16 protein-coding genes, 2 tRNA genes and 1 pseudogene are annotated in these 17,914 nt (G+C 69.5%); 6 read left to right on the forward strand and 13 right to left on the reverse strand.

All coding sequences use genetic code 11. The features are described from left to right. From J1C47_RS22765 to J1C47_RS22775, 3 genes are all read right to left on the reverse strand, one after another. Window positions 1-127 (reverse strand): GTP-binding protein (locus J1C47_RS22765; protein ID WP_245396639.1); only part of this gene is annotated, 127 nt, incomplete at its 3' end. Between the two features lie 201 nt (window positions 128-328). Beyond that, window positions 329-402: transfer RNA gene (locus tag J1C47_RS22770), tRNA-Gly, on the reverse strand. 39 nt (window positions 403-441) lie between these two features. After that, window positions 442-526, reverse strand: a tRNA-Tyr gene (locus tag J1C47_RS22775). Window positions 527-763: 237 nt separating this feature from the next. Here J1C47_RS22775 and J1C47_RS22780 point away from each other — a divergent pair. Further along, window positions 764-1,639, forward strand: a complete 876-nt coding sequence (locus J1C47_RS22780) for a TrmH family RNA methyltransferase (RefSeq protein WP_207353110.1) — start codon at window positions 764-766, stop codon at window positions 1,637-1,639. Window positions 1,640-1,749: 110 nt separating this feature from the next. Here the strand turns inward: J1C47_RS22780 and J1C47_RS22785 are convergent, their stop codons facing one another. After that, window positions 1,750-3,423 carry an NAD+ synthase gene (locus J1C47_RS22785; RefSeq protein WP_207353111.1) on the reverse strand — a complete coding sequence of 558 codons (1,674 nt, stop codon included), beginning with the start codon at window positions 3,421-3,423 and terminating at the stop codon, window positions 1,750-1,752. Between the two features lie 617 nt (window positions 3,424-4,040). On the opposite strand from J1C47_RS22785, the gene J1C47_RS24070 reads away from it, so the two are divergent. Next, complete coding sequence (locus J1C47_RS24070; RefSeq protein WP_207353112.1) at window positions 4,041-4,727, forward strand: VTT domain-containing protein; 687 nt, start codon at window positions 4,041-4,043, stop codon at window positions 4,725-4,727. A 46-nt stretch (window positions 4,728-4,773) separates the two neighbouring features. Here the strand turns inward: J1C47_RS24070 and J1C47_RS22795 are convergent, their stop codons facing one another. From J1C47_RS22795 to J1C47_RS22805, 3 genes are all read right to left on the reverse strand, one after another. Continuing rightward, window positions 4,774-5,574: a DODA-type extradiol aromatic ring-opening family dioxygenase gene (locus J1C47_RS22795; protein WP_207353113.1), complete on the reverse strand. Its 801-nt coding sequence runs from the start codon at window positions 5,572-5,574 to the stop codon at window positions 4,774-4,776. Between the two features lie 127 nt (window positions 5,575-5,701). Continuing rightward, complete coding sequence (locus J1C47_RS22800; protein ID WP_207353114.1) at window positions 5,702-7,084, reverse strand: class II 3-deoxy-7-phosphoheptulonate synthase; 1,383 nt, start codon at window positions 7,082-7,084, stop codon at window positions 5,702-5,704. A gap of 294 nt (window positions 7,085-7,378) precedes the next feature. After that, on the reverse strand, window positions 7,379-8,014 hold the full coding sequence (locus tag J1C47_RS22805) for a gamma-glutamylcyclotransferase family protein (RefSeq protein ID WP_207353115.1): 636 nt from the start codon (window positions 8,012-8,014) through the stop codon (window positions 7,379-7,381). A gap of 288 nt (window positions 8,015-8,302) precedes the next feature. Here J1C47_RS22805 and J1C47_RS22810 point away from each other — a divergent pair, with 288 nt between their 5' ends. The 3 genes from J1C47_RS22810 (at window position 8,303) to J1C47_RS23910 (ending at window position 11,833) form a co-directional block, all read left to right on the forward strand. After that, a complete protein-coding gene (locus J1C47_RS22810) occupies window positions 8,303-8,686 on the forward strand; it encodes an MAPEG family protein (RefSeq protein ID WP_207353116.1) in 384 nt (127 codons plus the stop codon). A 90-nt stretch (window positions 8,687-8,776) separates the two neighbouring features. Then, window positions 8,777-9,712 (forward strand): alpha/beta hydrolase family protein, encoded by a 936-nt coding sequence (locus J1C47_RS22815; RefSeq protein ID WP_342592042.1) that lies wholly within the window; start codon window positions 8,777-8,779, stop codon window positions 9,710-9,712. Window positions 9,713-10,318: 606 nt separating this feature from the next. Then, window positions 10,319-11,833, forward strand: coding sequence for a tlde1 domain-containing protein (locus tag J1C47_RS23910; RefSeq protein WP_342592043.1), 1,515 nt, complete (start codon window positions 10,319-10,321; stop codon window positions 11,831-11,833). A gap of 247 nt (window positions 11,834-12,080) precedes the next feature. On the opposite strand, the gene J1C47_RS22825 is transcribed toward J1C47_RS23910, so the two are convergent. Both J1C47_RS22825 and J1C47_RS22830 read right to left on the reverse strand, forming a co-directional pair. After that, complete coding sequence (locus J1C47_RS22825) at window positions 12,081-13,178, reverse strand: quinone-dependent dihydroorotate dehydrogenase (RefSeq protein WP_207353117.1); 1,098 nt, start codon at window positions 13,176-13,178, stop codon at window positions 12,081-12,083. 28 nt (window positions 13,179-13,206) lie between these two features. Continuing rightward, window positions 13,207-13,554, reverse strand: coding sequence for a DUF952 domain-containing protein (locus J1C47_RS22830; protein WP_207353124.1), 348 nt, complete (start codon window positions 13,552-13,554; stop codon window positions 13,207-13,209). 206 nt (window positions 13,555-13,760) lie between these two features. Between J1C47_RS22830 and J1C47_RS22835 the strand changes: the two genes are divergently transcribed. Then, entirely contained in the window at window positions 13,761-14,279 is a 519-nt protein-coding gene (locus J1C47_RS22835) for a hypothetical protein (RefSeq protein ID WP_207353118.1), read from the forward strand. A 230-nt stretch (window positions 14,280-14,509) separates the two neighbouring features. Here J1C47_RS22835 and J1C47_RS22840 read toward each other — a convergent pair whose 3' ends face one another. From J1C47_RS22840 to J1C47_RS22855, 4 genes and pseudogenes are all read right to left on the reverse strand, one after another. After that, a complete protein-coding gene (locus J1C47_RS22840) occupies window positions 14,510-15,289 on the reverse strand; it encodes a succinate dehydrogenase iron-sulfur subunit (protein WP_207353119.1) in 780 nt (259 codons plus the stop codon). A 141-nt stretch (window positions 15,290-15,430) separates the two neighbouring features. Then, window positions 15,431-16,543, reverse strand: coding sequence for an App1 family protein phosphatidate phosphatase (locus J1C47_RS22845; RefSeq protein WP_207353120.1), 1,113 nt, complete (start codon window positions 16,541-16,543; stop codon window positions 15,431-15,433). 103 nt (window positions 16,544-16,646) lie between these two features. After that, on the reverse strand, window positions 16,647-17,378 hold the full coding sequence (locus tag J1C47_RS22850; RefSeq protein WP_207353121.1) for a hypothetical protein: 732 nt from the start codon (window positions 17,376-17,378) through the stop codon (window positions 16,647-16,649). A gap of 234 nt (window positions 17,379-17,612) precedes the next feature. After that, a pseudogene (locus J1C47_RS22855) lies at window positions 17,613-17,914 on the reverse strand (methyl-accepting chemotaxis protein); the annotation flags it as partial.

Here is a 17,914-nt window from a genome sequence, read left to right on the forward strand (position 1 = left end):
CATAGGCCCGGTATTCGCCGAAATACTTGGTGATCGCCGCCGTCAGCGACGTCTTGCCGTGGTCGACGTGCCCGATCGTGCCGATGTTCACATGCGGCTTGTTGCGCTCGAATTTGCTCTTGGCCATCGCCTGCTCCCAGTGCCGGAAGTTATTTCAGTGCGCGCGACATAGAGGCTTGCGGAAGTTCACGCAAGTCCTCGCCGCAGCGCCAGCCGGCGCCCGCGACGGCACACCCGACAGCCCCGGTGAGGCATCGCGGACCGCTCGTCCGGACGCCGGCGGGCGCGGCCGTCAGGCGTCCCCGGCGGGATCTCTGGAGGAAAGATCTGGAGCGGGTAGCGGGAATCGAACCCGCGTATTCAGCTTGGAAGGCTGCTGCTCTACCATTGAGCTATACCCGCGCAGCTTGGGACACTACGCGAAGATCATGGGAAAAGCGATGGTGGAGGGGGCTGGATTCGAACCAGCGTAGGCTTAGCCAACGGATTTACAGTCCGTCTCCTTTAACCACTCGGACACCCCTCCGAACCGACCATGGCGCTTTCACCCATCGTCATTCGCGATACCAACCGGAGGGCGCCACGGCGCCACCCGGCATGTCCGTGCGGCCTTATGAAAAAAGCGCGGGCGTCTGTCAACGCCCCATTCGAGCCGGCCCATCCGGCCGACGACACGACCTTCGGGACGCGGGCGGGCGGCGGGCGCGGAACGACTTTCCCCAAGCGGGCTTTCCTTGCGCCGGCGGCTTCGCTAAGCCGGGCCATGAGCGACGAGACGACCGGCACCCCCAAGGACACCCACTACGCCAAGCTGCGCCGCGCCCATCGCGACGCCAAGCGCGCCCAGGCCGGCGAGCCGCCGCGGCGCGACGGCAAGCGCGGCGCCTCCCCCGGCCGCGCGCTTGCCGACGGCCGGATCTGGCTCTACGGCCTCCACAGCGTCGCCGAGGCTTTGAAGAACCCGCGCCGGCGGCTCCACCGCCTGCTGGTGACGCGCAACGCGCTGTCCCGCATGGCGCTCGACGCCGCCGCCCTGCCCTGCCCGCACGAGATCGTCGAGCCGCGGGCAATCGACTCAGAACTCGGCGCTGACGCCGTCCACCAGGGGGCGGCGCTCGAGACCGAGCCGCTCGCGGCGCGCCGGCTCGGCGAGCTTTCCGGCGCAAGGCTGGTCCTCGTGCTCGACCAGGTCACCGATCCGCACAATGTCGGGGCGATCCTCAGGTCGGCGACGGCGTTCGCCGCCGACGCCGTGGTGACGACCACCCGCCACTCGCCGCAGGAATCGGGCGTCCTCGCCAAGGCGGCGTCCGGCGCGCTGGAACACGTCACCCAGATCGAGGTGAAGAACCTCGCCGAGGCGCTGGGCGACCTCGCCGCGCAGGGCTTCCTGACCATCGGCCTCGACTCCGAGGGCCCGCAGCCCTTCGAGGCGGAACTTCTCGCCGGCGACAGGATCGCCATCGTGCTCGGCGCCGAAGGCAAGGGCCTTCGCCAGAAGACCCGCGCGACGGTCGACCGGCTGGCCCGGCTCGACATGCCCGGTGCGATCCACTCCCTCAACGTCTCCAACGCCGCGGCGATCGCGCTCTATGCCGCGCGGCGGCATCTGGAGAAAAGCTCGACGCCCGCGCCGTGAGATTGCGCCGACCTGCGACGGCGAGCGGTGCCGGCCGACGCCGGAAGCAAAGACGCTCATTCGCCGCGCGGGCTTGATACGAGCCCCGCTCTGATCGAGCGGATCTCGTCTCACGCCCCGTCCCGGAACCGGTTGGTGATCGGATAGCGGCGGTCGCGGCCGAAGTTCTTCCGGGTCACCTTGACGCCCGGCGCCGACTGCCGCCGCTTGTATTCGGCAACGTAGAGCAGCCGCTCGACATGCGCGACGATGTCGCGGTCGAAACCCTCTGCGGCGAGTTCGTCGACGCCGCCGTCATGCTCAACGAGATGCTGGAGGATCGCGTCGAGCACCTCGTAGGGCGGCAGCGAATCCTCGTCCTTCTGGTCGGCGCGCAGCTCCGCCGAGGGCGGCTTGACGATGATCCGCTCGGGCACGACCTCGCCGGCCGGCCCCTTCAGCCCGGCCGGCCGGTTCTGGTTGCGCCAGCGCGCGAGCCGGAAAACCTCGGTCTTGTAGAGGTCCTTGATCGGGTTGAAGCCGCCGTTCATGTCGCCGTAGAGCGTCGCGTAGCCGACGCTCATCTCGCTCTTGTTGCCGGTGGTGACGACCATCGCGCCGAACTTGTTGGAGATCGCCATCAGGATCACCCCGCGGGTGCGGCTCTGGAGGTTCTCCTCGGTGATCCCGGGGACGGAGCCTGAGAACATCGTCTCGAGCGCCCGCGAAAAGCCTTCCACCGGCTCGGCGATGGGCACGGTGTCGTAGCGGATGCCGAGAGCTTTCGCGCAGGCGGCGGCATCTTCCAGCGACGTCTCGGCGGTGTAGCGATAGGGCAGCATGACGGCGTGGACGCGCTCGGCCCCCAGCGCATCGACGGCCATCGCCGCGCAGACCGCCGAATCGATGCCGCCGGAAAGGCCGAGGACCACCGACCTGAAGCCGTTCTTGTTCACGTAGTCGCCGAGACCGAGGACGCAGGCGCGCCAGACCGCCGCCTCGGCGTCCGGGATCTCCGCGACCTCGCCGGAGTGGCACTCCCAGCCGTCGCCGGTCTTTCGCCACTCCGAGACGAAGACGCCGGTGGCGAACTGCGGCAGCTGGAAGGCGAGCGAGCGGTCGCCGTTGAAGGCGAAGGAGGCACCGTCGAAGAGGAGTTCGTCCTGGCCGCCGACCTGATTGGCGTAGACCATCGCAAGATCCGTTTCGATCACCTGGCGCAGCACCACCTGGTGGCGCACGTCGAGCTTGCCGCGATAGAAGGGCGAGCCGTTCGGCACGAGCAGCAGCTCGGCGCCGGATTCGGCGAGCGTCTCGCAGACGCCGAGATCGCCCCAGACGTCCTCGCAGACCGGGATGCCGAGCCTGAGGCCGCGGAAGTTCACCGGCCCGGGCATCGGTCCGACCTGGAACACCCGCTTCTCGTCGAACTCGCCGTAGTTCGGCAGGTCGACCTTGGAGCGCCAGGTGAGGATCCGCCCCTCGTCGAGGACGGCGACGGCGTTGAAGAGGCCGGTCTCGTCGCGCAGCGGGCAGCCGATGACGACGCCTGGCCCGCCGTCGGCGGTCTCCTTCGCCAGGCTCGCCACCGCCTCCATGCAGGCATCGACGAAGGCGGGCTTGAGGACGAGATCCTCCGGCGGATAGCCGGCGATGAAAAGTTCGGTGAAGAGGACGAGGTCGGCGCCCGCGGCGGCCGCCTCCGCCCGCGCCCTGCGGGCGAGCGCCAGATTGCCGGAAACGTCGCCGACGGTCGGATCGAGCTGCGCGACCGCAAGCCTCAAAGTGTCGGTCAGCTGGGCCATCGTGCCACCTCCTCGCGTGTCGCCGGACATTTTCGGGCGGGGAGCCGCGCGGCTCCCGCGCCGCCGTGATAGCAAGATCGACCGGTGCGGGCGAGGCCGCAAGCGCTTCTGCCGCAACGCCGGACGGGACGCCCTCCGGCTTGGGCGCGACGGGCGGCAAGCGCGGGCGGCAAGCGCGGGCGGCCGGCGCAGGCCCTTGAAATCTTCGCGGCGAAGCGCCTTCTAGTGGATTGAATTTGACATTTGAATCCCGATCGGGTGAGGCGTCGTGTCAAATGTCAAATTCGAAAAATCCACTAGGATCATAAACTTGCCTGGTGGTCTTTCGATTCCGACATTCGCTGCGCGGTCTCCACGTGGCGGTGCCGAATGTCGGAATCGGACCACCAGGCCGTCGAACGTCGAATTCGGCCGGGGTGCCGTCGCACCCTTCGCCGAGCGCAAGGAACATGACGGAGGAGCGGCCGCGGAGGACGCGCGCTTTCGCCACTTTCTTGTGCCGCAAAGTTCTGAAACAAGGCGTTCCGGAAGGGCCGGGCGCGGGAGCGCGGGTGCACCGGGCGAGCGCCGCCGCGACGCGACGCCCGGCGGCGCAGGCCGACGCAGATGGAGAAGACGTGTACGAAATCCTGTCCCTGATCGCGCAGTTCGGCCCGGTCATCGTTCTGGCAGGGACCTTTTTCGAAGGCGAGGTCTTCGCGATCATCGGCGGCTTTCTCGCCTATCGGGGCTCCTATCCCTTCGAGATGATGATCGGGCTCGCCTTCGCCGGATCGTTCTGCGGCGATCTCGCGGTGTTCCTGTTCGCCCGCTTCTGTTCGGGCCATCGCTGGGTGCGGATCTGGCGGGAGAAACCGCGCTTCGCCAAGGCGCTCGCCCTGGTCGAGCGCTACCAGGCCTATTTCGTGATCGTGAACCGCTACGTCTACGGCCTCAGGATGCCGGGCCTCGTCGCGCTCGGCATGTCGCGCATCTCCCTCACCCGCTTCCTCGTGCTGAACTTCCTCGGCGCCGGGCTGTGGGCCGGCATCTTCACCACGGTCGGCTTCGTCTTCGGCTATTCGATCTGGTCGGTCTTCGCCAATCTGAAGGTGTTCGAACAGGGCGCGCTTTTCGTCCTCGTCGCCTGCGCGGTGATTCTCGCGAGCTATTTCGGCTGGCGGCAATGGGGCCCGATTGTTCATGCGTGGTGGCGCCGCCGGCACGAGCGCCGCGCCGCCGCCCATCGCCGCGAGAGCGGTCCGCGCCTGGCGCGGCTGACGATCCGCCCGCCGCGGCTGCGCGACCAGGGTTCGGAGGACTGACCAGCCCCGCGACCGCCCGGCAGCCTCCGTCTGCGTCCCGGCCGGATCAGGCCGCCTGGGCGAAGGCGAAGGCCTCCATCGCGAGCACGCCGAAATCCCGGCTGCGGTGCAGCGTCTCGGCTCCCGCCCCGTTTCCGGCCGCCCCCAGCGCCACGAAGAGCGGCATCAGGTGCTCCTCTGTCGGATGGTTCCTCGCCGCAAAGGGCGCCTGCGCCCGATAGTCGAGGAGCGCCTCCTCCTCCCCGCCCGCCAGCCTGTCAGCCACCCAGTCGGCGAAGGCGTCGACCCAGCCGGGAACCGCCGCCGCCCGCTCGCCCGCCCGAAGATGGACGAAGGCCTCGCGCAGATTGTGGGTCAGAGACCCGGAGCCGATCACCAGCACGTCCTCCTGCGGAAGATGCGACAGCGCCCTGCCGAGGCGAAGGTGATAGGCCGCGTCCGCGGCGGGATGGACCGACACCTCGACGACGGGGATCGTGGCCTCGGGATAGGCGAGGGCGAGCGGCACCCAGGCGCCGTGGTCGAAGCCGCGACCGCCCGCCGCCGCCGCCGCAAGGCCCGCGGCCCGCAGCGCCTCGACGATCGCCGCCGCCAGCGCCGGATCGCCCGGCGCGCCGTAGCGCATGGCATAGAGCTCGGGCGCGAAGCCGCCGAAGTCGTGGATCGTCTCCGGCGCCGCGTCACCGGTGACGAGCACCCTGCCGGTCGCCTCGAAATGCGCGCTGGCGACGACGATCGCCCGCGGCCGCGGCAGGCGGTGCGCGAGATCGCGCAGGAAGGCGCTCGCCGGGGTCTCGGCGATCGCGACGTCCGGCGAGCCGTGCGAGATGAACAGGGTCGGCAGCATGGCGGGTCTCCCTGGGAGGTGAATTCCCCGGGAGCTTAATTTCGGGCGTTCGCCCCGTCAGCGCCTTCTCGCGCCGACGCATCGTTCACCGATGCGACGCAGCGGCAAGCTCGACGGATCGTGCGCCTCAGCCCGCCGCCTGCAGCTTCTGGCGCTCGCTCGCGGCGTGGTCCTTCTTCAGGAGCTCGGCGACGAGGAAGGCGAGCTCCAGCGCCTGGCTGGCATTGAGCCGCGGATCGCAATGGGTGTGGTAGCGGTCCGACAGGTCCTCGGCGAGGATCGGCCGGGCGCCGCCGGTGCATTCCGTGACGTCCTTGCCGGTCATCTCGACATGGATGCCGCCCGGATGCGTGCCTTCGGCGCGGTGGACGTCGAAGAAGGCCTGCACCTCGGCGAGAATCCGCTCGAAGGGCCGGGTCTTGTAGCGGTTGAGGGTGATCGTGTTGCCATGCATCGGATCGCAGGACCAGACGACCTTCCGGCCCTCGCGCTCCACCGCACGGATCAGCCTCGGCAGGCACTCCTCGACGCGCTCGTGGCCGAAGCGGGTGATCAGCGTCAGCCGGCCGGCCTTGTTGTCCGGGTTGAGCCGGTCGATCAGCCGGATCAGCTCGTCGGGATCCGAGCTCGGACCGCATTTCAGGCCGAGCGGGTTCTTCACGCCGCGGCAGAACTCGACATGGGCATGGTCGAGCTGGCGGGTGCGGTCGCCGATCCAGATCATGTGGCCGGAGGTCGCGTACCAGTCGCCGGAGGTCGAATCGACCCGGGTCATCGCCTCCTCGTAGCCGAGCAGCAGAGCCTCGTGGCTGGTGAAGAAGTCGGTCTCGCGGAGCGACGGGTGGTTCTCGGCGTCGATGCCGATCGCCCGCATGAAGGCCATGGTCTCGGAGATCTTGTCGGCGAGCGCCCTATAGCGTTCGGCCTCCGGGCTGCCGGCGACGAAGCCGAGCATCCACTGATGCACGTTGTCGAGATTGGCATAGCCGCCCTGGGCGAAGGCGCGCAGAAGGTTGAGCGTCGCCGCCGACTGCCGGTAGGCCATGATCTGGCGCTCCGGATTGGGGATGCGCGAGGCCGCGTCGAACTCGATGCCGTTGACGATGTCGCCGCGATAGGCCGGCAGCGTGCGGTCGCCGCGGGTCTCGCTGCCGGAGGAGCGGGGCTTGGCGAACTGCCCGGCGATGCGGCCGACCTTCACCACCGGCTGGGCGCCGGCGAAGGTCAGGACGATCGCCATCTGCAGGAAGGCCCGGAAGAAGTCGCGGATGTTGTCGGCGCCGTGCTCGGCGAAGCTCTCGGCGCAGTCGCCGCCCTGCAGGAGGAAGGCCCGGCCCTCCGCCACTTCGCCGAGCGCCCTGGTCAGCTTGCGCGCCTCGCCGGCAAAGACCAGCGGCGGGAAGCTGGCGAGCCGCTTCTCGGTCTCGGCGAGCGCCGCCGGATCCGGATAGTCGGGCATCTGGAGGACGGGCAGTTGGCGCCAGCTCGACGGTGTCCAATCCTTCGCCATGAAAACATCTCCTGACCGGTCCGCCCGGTCGTCCCTCGCCTCGGGTCTTTGGTGAGCAACGGGCCCGCGCGACATGCGCGTCGGCGATCGGGCCACGACAATGGCGGGCGTTTAAGCACTAATTGAACGGCTTGTCATCAGGCCTGCCGCGGAAGGCGGCGCGGGCGCCCGATGAGGCGTCACCGTGACCGGCAGACTTTGACGGCGGTCGGCAGACGGCAGCCGCCCGAAAGGCCGCGCGCCGCGCCCGGGCCGGCCTTGCCGGCGGATCGTCGCCAGTCGAGGAAGCGCTGCTCAGCCCGGCACCACCGGGCCGACGCCCCGTGCTGCGACGAGGCGATCGAAGACCTCCGCCTCGCCGTCGCCGAGCGCCACCGGCCGCGGATAGCGTGGCGCCCCGCGGTCGGCGAGGAGCTTCGTCTCGAAACCGTGCGTCTCCTCGACGAAGCGCTTCAGCCCCTGATCGCCGTAAAGCATGCGAAAACCCTGCATCACCGCGTCGAGATAGCTCTGGAGGATCGCCGACTGCCGGTCTTCGGCGGTCTCGGTGCCGGGATGCGCCTCGTAGATATAGACGGGAACGTCCGCGAGCGGCGGCCACTCGACGGAAAGCCGCGACAGATCGACGATGCGGCGCGCATAGCCGGCCTCGCGCTCGTCGACCGACGGCAGATGCTCGGCGAGATCGTAGACGACGACGCCATGGACGGCCGCCGTCTCCTCGCGGGTGACCGACAGCAGCGACATCGCAGAATCCGCCGCCCGCGGCAGCCAGACGCGGCGCCACCCGGCGGCTTCCGCCCGGCGGATGGCGAGGAACTTCGTTCGCAGCGTGCGCGGATTGACCAGCGAACCGTAGCCGAAATAGGCGACGACGCGGCCCTCGGCGGCGAGGGTTTCGAGGTCGGGGTGGTCGGGATGAATGTCCATTTGGCGGACCTAGTGGATCGAATTTGACATTTGAGTCCCGATCGGGTGAGGCGTCCTATCAAATGTCAGATTCGAAAAATCCACTAGGATCATGAACTTGGCTAGCGGTCTTGCGATTACGACATTTGCTGGGCGATCGCCACGAGGCGGCACCAGATGTCGGAATCGGATCGCTAAAGCATCGGGCGCGCGGCGGATCAAGTCGCGATCCGAAAAACGCCTCGGCCGGCTCCCTCGCCCCGGTGCCGGGTTGATATGATCCGCGCATCGTCTCCCGGAGCGTCAGCCATGCCGATCGCAGCCCTCTATGCCGCCATCCTCACGCCGCTCTTCATCGGCCTCGCCGTCCGCGTCGTGCTGCGCAGGAATAGCCTCGCGACGACCATCGGCGACGGCGGCGACGCCGCTCTGACGCGCCGCATCCGCGTCCACGGCAATTTCTGCGAATACGCCCCGATGGCGCTTCTCCTCCTGGCGCTGGCAGAGAGCGTCGCGACGCCGGGCTGGGTCCTCCATCTCGCCGGAATCCTCCTCGTCGCCGGGCGCTGCCTGCACGCTTTCGGCGTCTCCCAACTCAACGAAACGCTCGGCTTCCGGATCGTCGGAATGGCGCTGACTTTCGCGTCGATCATCGTGGCGGCGCTCGCCTGCCTCGCCGGCGCGCTGGCCTGATGTGAAGGCGGCCGACCTGCGAAGTGCGCGGCCGCATTCGCAGCCTTAGATGCGACACCGGAGCGACGCGCTCCGCCAGCCTGTCTTGACGTGAACGTAAACGTCATCCAGCATCCCGGCATGGCGACCTTCACCCACCTCCCCGGCGAGACCGCCCACGACGCGTTCTTTCCGGTGACCGAAAGCGAGCTCAAGATCGCGACCGCCGACGGCGTCGATCTTCCGGCGACGCTCTTCACCGGCGAAGGCGACGGACCCGCCGTCCTCGTCTCGTCGGCGGCGGCGGTCGAGCGGCGGTTCTACAGGGCCTTCGCGACGAACCTCGTCGAAAACGGCGCGCGCGCCGTCCTCACCTACGACTATCGCGGCGTCGGGGCGGCAGCGAAGGCGACGCGGGCGAAGGACTTCCGGATGAAGGACTGGGGCGTCCGCGACTTTCCGGCGGCCCTTGCCGCCCTGAAGGCGGCGGCGGGTCCCGGCCCCCTCGCCGGCATCGGCCACTCCTTCGGCGGCGTCGCACTCGGCCTTTCAGGCGAGGCCGAGGCCTTCGAGCGCTACTGCCTCGTCGCCTCGCTGAACGGCTATTACGGGCGAACGGCGGAGCCTGCCGCGGTGTTTTCCCGGATGAACCTCGCCGGCGTGCCGGCGACCTATCTCTTCGGCCACGTTCCGGCGGCGGTCGGCCTCGGCACGGCGCTCGCCGGCCCGATCTTCCGCGACTGGGCGCGCTGGTGCCGCCGGCCCGACTTCTTCTTCTCCGATCCAACGGTGCCGGAAGCCGCACGCTTTGCCGACGTCGCCATACCGCTGCGATCGATCGGCTTCACCGACGATCGCTGGGGGACGCCGGCGGCCGTCGCGGCGCTGCTGGGAAAGTTCTCCAATGCCGCGGTCGAAGAGCTCTGGCTCGGCCCCGACGATGCGGGCGACGCCATCGGTCACATGGGCTTCTTCCGGCGGGCGATGCGCGAGCCGCTCTGGCCGGCCGCGACGGCGTTTCTCCTCGACGGCAGGCGGCGGAACTGAGGGTCGCGGGCGGCCGGCACCACCGCCCCGAAATTCTGCGGCTGCAGCATGGCGACCGCGGCGCTGCCGAGGTGGTTGCGCCCGGCGGGCGCGTCGTGAGAGGCTCGGGCGCAGTGCGACAAAGATGCGCGGATCCATGTGCAGGTGCAAAAAGACATCATCCGCCGCAATTATGCCGCTTCCGTGAGGTGAGATGCTTGACAGTTGCTGGAGGGGTTCAGCGAACTCGGTGACATTCCGCGCGGGTTGGCCGGCAGACGGCGGTCCGTGGCGGTTCGGTCGGGTCTGACGCAGGCGCCTTGCCTGCGCGTCCCGCGGCCGGGTTTCGGTGTCTCGTCTCGAGAACATCGGCCATTGCGACGATCGGGGCGATCGGGTCCGGCCGGTGAATGCGAAATAGAGTGCCGCGTGAAATGTCGGTGGACGAAAGGGTTTGGTTACCAAGATTCGCCGATGATGGATGAAACGACTGGCGGGCCGGCGAAAAGCGTCGGCCACGGGCAAAGGGGGCTCGCCGCCGGTCCACTCGATTGAAGCGAATGGGGGAAGCGGGTGACCGCATCGAACTTTGAGGGGACGCGCCCGGACGGGCGCAGGCCGTCGCACGTGTCGCGAGGAGCCGGCCGCCGCCGTCTGTTTGCCGGCGCCGTCGCGGTTTCGGCCACCGCCGCCATCGGGGTTGCTTCGCTGCCCTATCTTTCGTCCAACGCTGAGAAGCAGCACGTCGCCGTCGCGGCGGCGCCGTCTGCAGGCCATGTCGCTTCCGGGCGCTCTGCCGGCGACCGGGTCGAGACGCCGGCGATCGAGGTCGCCGCGATCGCGGCGCCGCGCCGCGCCGCGGAAGCCGACCGGTCTGCCAGATTGGCCCGGCAGGACGCGGCCGGCCCGAAGGCATGGCTCGCCGGCCACGCCGCGGCCGACCGCGGCGGGCGCGTCTTCCATCCGGTGGAGCAGGTCGCCGGAAACGAAATCGTCGCGAGCGGCAGGATCGTGCTCGCCGGCCTGGCTTCCCGCCGTCCCGCCCCCGCAAAGCCGGTGCTCGCGTCGATCCCGAAGCGTCTCGAGGCACAGGTCGCCGCCGAAAGCACCCCGGCCCGGGCCGTCGCGACGCCGGCCGACAGGCCGCAGCCGCGCTCCGGCCAGGCCGCCCTCGCCGAGCTTGCGTCCTTCGAGCCGCGCCCGGCCTCCAAGGCCGACCTCGCCGCCACCGGCGTCGCCGCCTATCAGTCGCCCGACGTTCCCCGCCCCTCGCTTCGTCCGGCCGTCGAGGCCGCGGCTGCGGTGGACGAGCACGACCTTGCCATCGGTGAGGGCGCCGAGGGCGAGGAAGACGTGGTGATCGGTGCGATCCCGGTTCCAGCCGCGCGGCCGGAAGTCGGCGGATCGGCCGGCGTCAGGGTCGCGAGCCTCGAGCCGCAGGACGTCGCCCCGCCGCTCGGCACCGTGACCGAGGAAATGACCGCCCTCGCCGTGCCGCTGCCGGAGCGCCGGCCGAACTACACCCCGCAGGCGAGCGCCGAGCCGCAGCCGCAGCGTCAGGCGCCGCAGCCCGTGCAGCCGGCCCAGCGCCAGGCGCCCCAGCCGGCCCCGGCCGTCGCCAACACCCGCCCGAACCTGCCCGGCCGCGACAACGACGACAGCGGCATCGGCGGCTTCTTCGAGCGCCTGTTCCAGGGCGGCGGCTCGGCCAAGCTTCCCGGCGCCGGCAGCCGCATCGCCGTCTACGACATCTCCTCCGCGACGGTCTACCTGCCCGGCGAAGGCAAGCTCGAGGCGCATTCCGGCCTCGGCCACATGCAGGACAATCCGCGCTACGTCGATCAGAAGATGCGCGGGCCGACGCCGCCCAACGTCTACAATCTGCGCATGCGCGAGGCGCGCTTCCACGGCGCCGAGGCGATCCGCCTGCTGCCGGCCGACGGGCGCAAGAAGTTCAACCGCGACGGCCTGCTCGCCCATCCCTACATGTATATCGGCGGCGGCGACCGCTCGCAGTCGAACGGCTGCGTGGTGTTCAAGAACTACGATCGCTTCCTGAGGGCCTTCAAGGCCGGCCGCATCAACCGGATGATCGTGGTCAAGAGCATGAACGAACTGCCGACCTACATGGCCGCCCTCTAGGCAGCCGCCCGGCCGTCCGACAGGGGCGGCGGCCCGTCGCTCACTCTGCAGATCCGGATCGGCCCGGAGATCGACCGCGATCTCCGGGCCGGTTTCGTTTCCCGGGAATGGCGGCCCGGACGCGGGATGGGCGGCATGGCGGCCATCGCGCCCGGGCTCTTCAAATCATTTCACGCCTGCGGCGCCGCTCCGGCAGCGTCCCGGGCGACACCCAATCCTTCCGGTACGAGGCGGTCGGAAGCGCCGGTCAGAACGGCCGCGGTCCGGCCAGGATGTCGTCGACCCGGCGGTCCCGCAGCCGGGCGATATTGTCGATGTCGCCGATGTCGAGGACGCGCAGCATACCCTTGAGGATCCGTGCCGGCAGATGCGGGCCGCCATAGACGAGGCCGGTATAGAGCTGGACGAGATCGGCGCCCGCCTCGATCTTCATGATCGCGGTGCGCGTATCCTCGACGCCGCCGACGCCGATCAGCGGAAAATCCGGCCCGACGGCCCGGCGGAAGCGGGCGAGCACCCAAGTCGAGCGACGCATCAGCGGCCGGCCGGACAGTCCGCCGGCTTCGCCCGCAAGGCTTTCGCCGGCGAGACCGTCGCGCGACAGCGTGGTGTTGGAGACGATCAGCCCGTCGACCTCGCGCCGGCGCACGGCGTCGGCGATCTCCTCGATCTGGTCTTCGGAAAGATCGGGCGCCACCTTGACGAAGACCGGCCGGCGCCGGCTCGCGGTGATCGCGGCATAGCCGTTGCGGGCCGCGACCACCGCCTTCAGCAGCCGGTCGAGGTCGTCGCCGGACTGAAGGTCGCGCAGGCCCGGAGTGTTGGGCGAGGAGATGTTGATCGTCAGGTAGCTCGCGAAGCTCTCGAAGACGTTGACGCCTTCGACATAGTCGGCGATCCGGTCCTTCGAATCCTTGTTCGCCCCGACATTGACCCCGACGATGCCGGATTTCTTCGCCCGCGCCGCCAGCCGCTCGGCGGCGTCGGCATGGCCGTCATTGTTGAAGCCGAGCCGGTTGATCACGCCGCGCGACCGCGCCAGGCGGAAGATCCGCGGCCGGGGGTTGCCTTCCTGCGGCCGCGGCGTCAGCGTGCCGACCTCGACGAAGCCGAAGCCGAGCTTCAGCGCCGCATCGGGCACCTCGGCATTCTTGTCGTAGCCGGCGGCGAGGCCGAGCGGGTTGGGAAAGCGGATGCCCGCCACCTCGACATGCAGCCGCCCGTCGACCGGAATGTCGAGGTCGCGCACCAGCCCGCGCTTCAGCGCGGTGATGGAGAGGCCGTGCGCCCGTTCGGCCTCGAGGCGGAACAGCGCGGGCCGGGCCAGCCGGTAGAGAAGGCTCATGGCAGGGTGGCGATCTGACGCGGCGAAATCAGCGCATCGCTCCGGGAAACAGGTGATGGCCGTCGGGGCCGAGCGGCAGATCCTCGACCCAGACGACCGCGGCGACGGGCAGGCTGTCGTAGAGATGCGGAAACAGCGCCCCGCCCCGGGACTTTTCGTATTTCAGCCGGTCGCCGAGAGAGGCGGGATCGACGGCGAGGAGGACGAGATCGCCGACGCCGGAGAAATGCTTGGCGGCGGTCTCGCGCACCTGGGCGCTGGTCGAGAAGTGGATGTAGCCGTCGGCAAGGTCGACCGGCGCCCCGGCGAGCCGGCCGGTCTTCTTCGCCTCTTCCCAAAGCGCAAGCGGCAGGATCTTGTAGATCGTCTGGTTCATGGCGAAGAGCGGTGCCAAACTCTTCGGGAAAAATCAATTCCGTGTCGGGGTCGAGGTCACATCCGGGCCAATGAATGCTGTCAAGGCTGAGGCACCCGGCGGTCTGCTCGGCGGGCCGCCTCGTCGGGAAAGACCGCGGAAGCCCGCGACGTGCGGTGGTCGGAGACCGGCGAGAGCCGGGAGAGACGAAGAAGGGAGAGAGGACGATGACGACAGCCAGAGGATCGAAGGCCGCGGCGATCGGGGCGGTGCTCCTCCTCGCGGCAGCCCCGGGAGCGAGCGCCCAGTCGTCGGCGCTCGGCGCCGGGACCGGTGCCGCTGCCGCCGTCGGTATCAATGCCGGCGTCGGCGAAGGCGCCCCGGGCCGCTACCAGATCGTCACCATCGACGGCGCCGTCGCCCGTCTCGACACCGCGACCGGCGCGGTCGCCACCTGCCGGGTCGAGAGCAGGCTCGTTGCCTGCGGCGACGCATCGCCCGGCCCGGCCGCTACCGGCGGCGAGATGCGGCTTCGCGACCTCGAACGCCGCGTCTCGGCGCTGGAGGCCGAACTTGCCCGCGGCGGCTCGGCGCTGACCGGCAGCGACGAGACCGACATGGCGATCGAGCGCATGCAGAAGCTGTTCCGCGGCTTCGCCGACATCGTCAAGGAGCTCGAGGACGACCGCGACTCCGACAGGAATGCCAAAGGCGGATCGGACGGGCGGGCGCCGGACCGGACCTGACGCGCCGCAAACGCCGCGAAACGCGCGGCTCGGCGCGGCGCGGCGGCGAGCGGTTCAAGCGAGGTGCATCCCGCTCCACGCCGTCCGATAGTCCGCCTCCAATGCCGCGACGCTCAAATGATCCACGACATGTGCCATGACCGCCTCCGCAGCATGAGACAATCGTTTCACTCGAACCCAGATCCCTCAGGAATCCACCCCTCTGCCGAGTCCATCGACCGGAAGCCGTATCAGACCCGGCGCTCGACCATCATCTTCTTGATCTCGGCGATCGCCTTGGCGGGGTTCAGGCCCTTGGGGCAGGCCTGCGTGCAGTTCATGATCGTGTGGCAGCGATAGAGCTTGAAGGGATCTTCCAGCGCGTCGAGCCGCTCGCCGGTCGCCTCGTCGCGGGAATCGATCAGCCAGCGATAGGCCTGCAGCAGGACGGCGGGCCCGAGATAGCGCTCGCCGTTCCACCAGTAGGACGGGCAGGAAGTCTGGCAGCAGAAGCACAGAATGCACTCGTAGAGGCCGTCGAGCTTCTCGCGGTCCGCGTGGCTCTGGCGCCATTCCTTCTCGGGCTGCGGCGATTCGGTCTTCAGCCAGGGCTCGATCGAGCGGAGCTGTGCGTAGGGGACCGTCAGGTCGGGCACGAGGTCCTTGATCACCGGCATGTGCGGCAGCGGGTAGATCGCGATCTCGCCCTCGATCTCGTCCATGCCCTTGGTGCAGGCGAGGGTGTTCGAACCGTCGATGTTCATGGCGCAGGAGCCGCAGATGCCCTCCCGGCAGGAGCGGCGCAGCGTCAGGGTCGAATCGACCTTGTTCTTGATCCACAGCAGCGCGTCGAGGACCATCGGGCCGCAGTCGGACGTGTCGACGTAGAAGGTGTCCATGCGCGGGTTCTCGCCGTCGTCCGGCGACCAGCGATAGATCCGGAACTCACGAACCGTCTCGGCGCCTTGCGGCTTGTCCCACACCTTGCCTTTGGTGATCCGTGAATTTTTCGGAAGCGCGAGTTCGACCATCGTCTCTTGATCCGGGTCCTCATTGGAATCGTTCGCACCATAGTGTTTGCAATGCAAAACGGAAGAGCCGTCTTGGCGCCGTGCCGGGCTCTAATCGGTTGAAGCCGGCGGAAAATTTGCCGCAATGGCGAAATTCGCCGTTCAGCCGGACCTTTTGCGATCCGCGATGGCCGCGGCGACCGAGGCGACGGCGGACGAATCGATGAGCCCCATGGCTTCGGCGCTCTCGGCCGCCTCGCGGAGCGTCTCGCCGTGGGTGACCGGAACGCCCATGTCCCGAAGCGCCGCGATCCCGTCGCTCGCATCCACGGCGAGGATGCCGTCGGTGACGTCGCGGATGTGCACTGCGAGCACCCGGCCTTCGTGCCGGCGCGCCGCCTCGGCATAGATCGCCGCATCCCGCTGTCCGGAATCGCCTACGAGCAGGAAGCGCAGCTGCGGACAGGCCGCCATGATCTTCGAAATCATCGCCAGCTTGTGCGCGTCGTGGCCGCCGGTCAGCCACTTGTCCGCCGTCAGCCCGAAATCCTTCAGAAGCATCGGCCCCGGCGGGATCGCCCGCAGTGCGAGAAAGCTCTCGAAGAGATCGTAGAGGTTCCAGGGGCTCGACGAGACGTAGAAGATCGGGTTCGTCTCCGGCCCCGCGGGCCCCGCGGCGAGCGCCCGGTAGAGATGGGAGACGCCGGGAAACGCCGTCCGGCTCCGGGCGGAATTGGCGACGACCGTGCGCCAGTGCTTGACGAAATTGGTGGCGCCGGTCTTCACGATCGTGTCGTCGATGTCGGAGATGACGCCGAAGCGGGCGTTCGGCGACGCCGCGCGCACCCGAAGTTCCGCGGCAAGCGGCCGGATCGTCCGCCCGGGCGCCGAGAGGAGCCGGAGTTCGACCCCTGCCCAGGGCGCCGATCCCGGGTCGGCGTGGACGGGGAGCACGGAATCGAAATAGCCCTCGCCATCGGTCACGAGTTCGCCCGACGCACCGAAGGCCCGCCAGGCGAGCCGCGCGCCGCCGACCTCGTCGGTCTCGTAGCGCTTCAGCGTCAGCCACAGATTGGTCAGCGTCGAATCGCTGTGCGGCGCCGTCGTCACGCCCTGGTCCTCGATCACCCGTCCGCGGATCCAGAGACCGTCCGGCGTCGCCATGCCGCGATAGGGCGCGATCATCGGCGTACCGAGCAGCCCGGTGCGCCGCTTGAACGCGAAACGGGCGGCGTCCCAGGCATCTTCGAGGCGGCTGAGGCCGCGTCTCAGCATCGGCGTTCCCCGCGCCCGCCATCGCCCCGCCGGCAGCACCCAAGGGCGGCAAACGCGGTTTCACCCGACTTGGCTGTCGCGGCAGAGGGCAGCGCCGGCGTCGTCACTTGGTGCCGCCCGCCTCTCCCTGACCCTGAGGCGCGGCGTTCCCGGCCGGAGCGCCCGAGCCGCTGTTTGCCCCGCTTCCGGCGCTCTTGCAGGAGGCCGAATCGGCTTCGAGGAAGTCGAAGATCGCCTTCTGGTCGTCCTTGGTGACGTCGCCCTTCTTCAGGAGCCGGTCGGCCGTCGGCGGCGCGACGACGCTGGCGATCAGATAGTCCCGCTGCGGCGGCGTCAGCTTCTCGACCGCCCGGTCGCCGAGGCAACCGCAGGCGGCCGGCGTCATCCCCTTGATCTGGATGCCGCAGAGCTCGCTGATCATCTGCGCCTCGTTCTCCTTGGTCAGATGCGGCATCTCGAACTTGTCGCCGACGGCGTTGCGTGGCTGGCCATCCTGACCGGCCTCTCCGGCATTGGCGGCAGCGCCGGGCTTCGCGGCATCGCCCGTGCCGCCCGTGCCGCCTGCGGGGGACGTCTTCTCGGCGGGGGCTGCGCCCAGCGGCGCGCCGGTCGCCGTCGCGTCGCTCGCCTCGCCGCCGGCCGCGGCCGGCTTCTGCGGCGTCTCGGTCTCGGCGGGCGACATCGGCTTGGGGGCGGCATCCGGCGGCAGGACGAGATTCTGCTGGGCGTCGCCGCCCGCTTCGCCGGACGTGCCGCTCGACTGGGCGACGGCCGGCAGGGCACCGAGAGAAAGCACCGTCGCTGCCAGAAACGCCGCACGCAATTGAATTCGCATCGAGAAATCTCCCATCGGCAAGGCGAGGACTGACGCCTCGCCGCTTCGTGCCCGAGCGGCGAAACCTAGGGCAGGCGCGAGAGAGGGCGACTGCGGCCGGTCACCGCAAAATCATCAGCCGGCTCGGGCAGCCCGGAGCCGGCATGAGGATCGTGCGCTCGATCCCTGAGGCCGGTCGCTGCCCGGCCCGGTCCGGCCGAAGTTGGCCGGTAGAGCCCCGAGCCAGCCGGAGGATCAGAACTCCTCCCAGCTCTCCTCGGCTGCGGCCGCCGCGGCCGCTGCGGCGGGCTTGCGGGCCGCGCCGCCGGCGGTCTTCAGCTGCGGCAGGCCGCGGGCCGCCGGGCGAGCTGGGGTGCGCATGCCGCCCGATCCCGCCGCCCCGGCGGCCTTCGCCGCCGTCCCGGCCGTCCGGAACCGCGCCACCGCCGCCGCCAGGCCCTCGGTCTCCTTGGCGAGCGTCTGGGCCGCCGCGGTCGACTCTTCCACCATCGCGGCGTTCTGCTGCGTCACCTTGTCCATCTGGTCGGCGGCGCCGG

Origin of the sequence: Jiella sonneratiae, assembly GCF_017353515.1 — a bacterium.
GTDB lineage: Bacteria > Pseudomonadota > Alphaproteobacteria > Rhizobiales > Rhizobiaceae > Jiella > Jiella sonneratiae.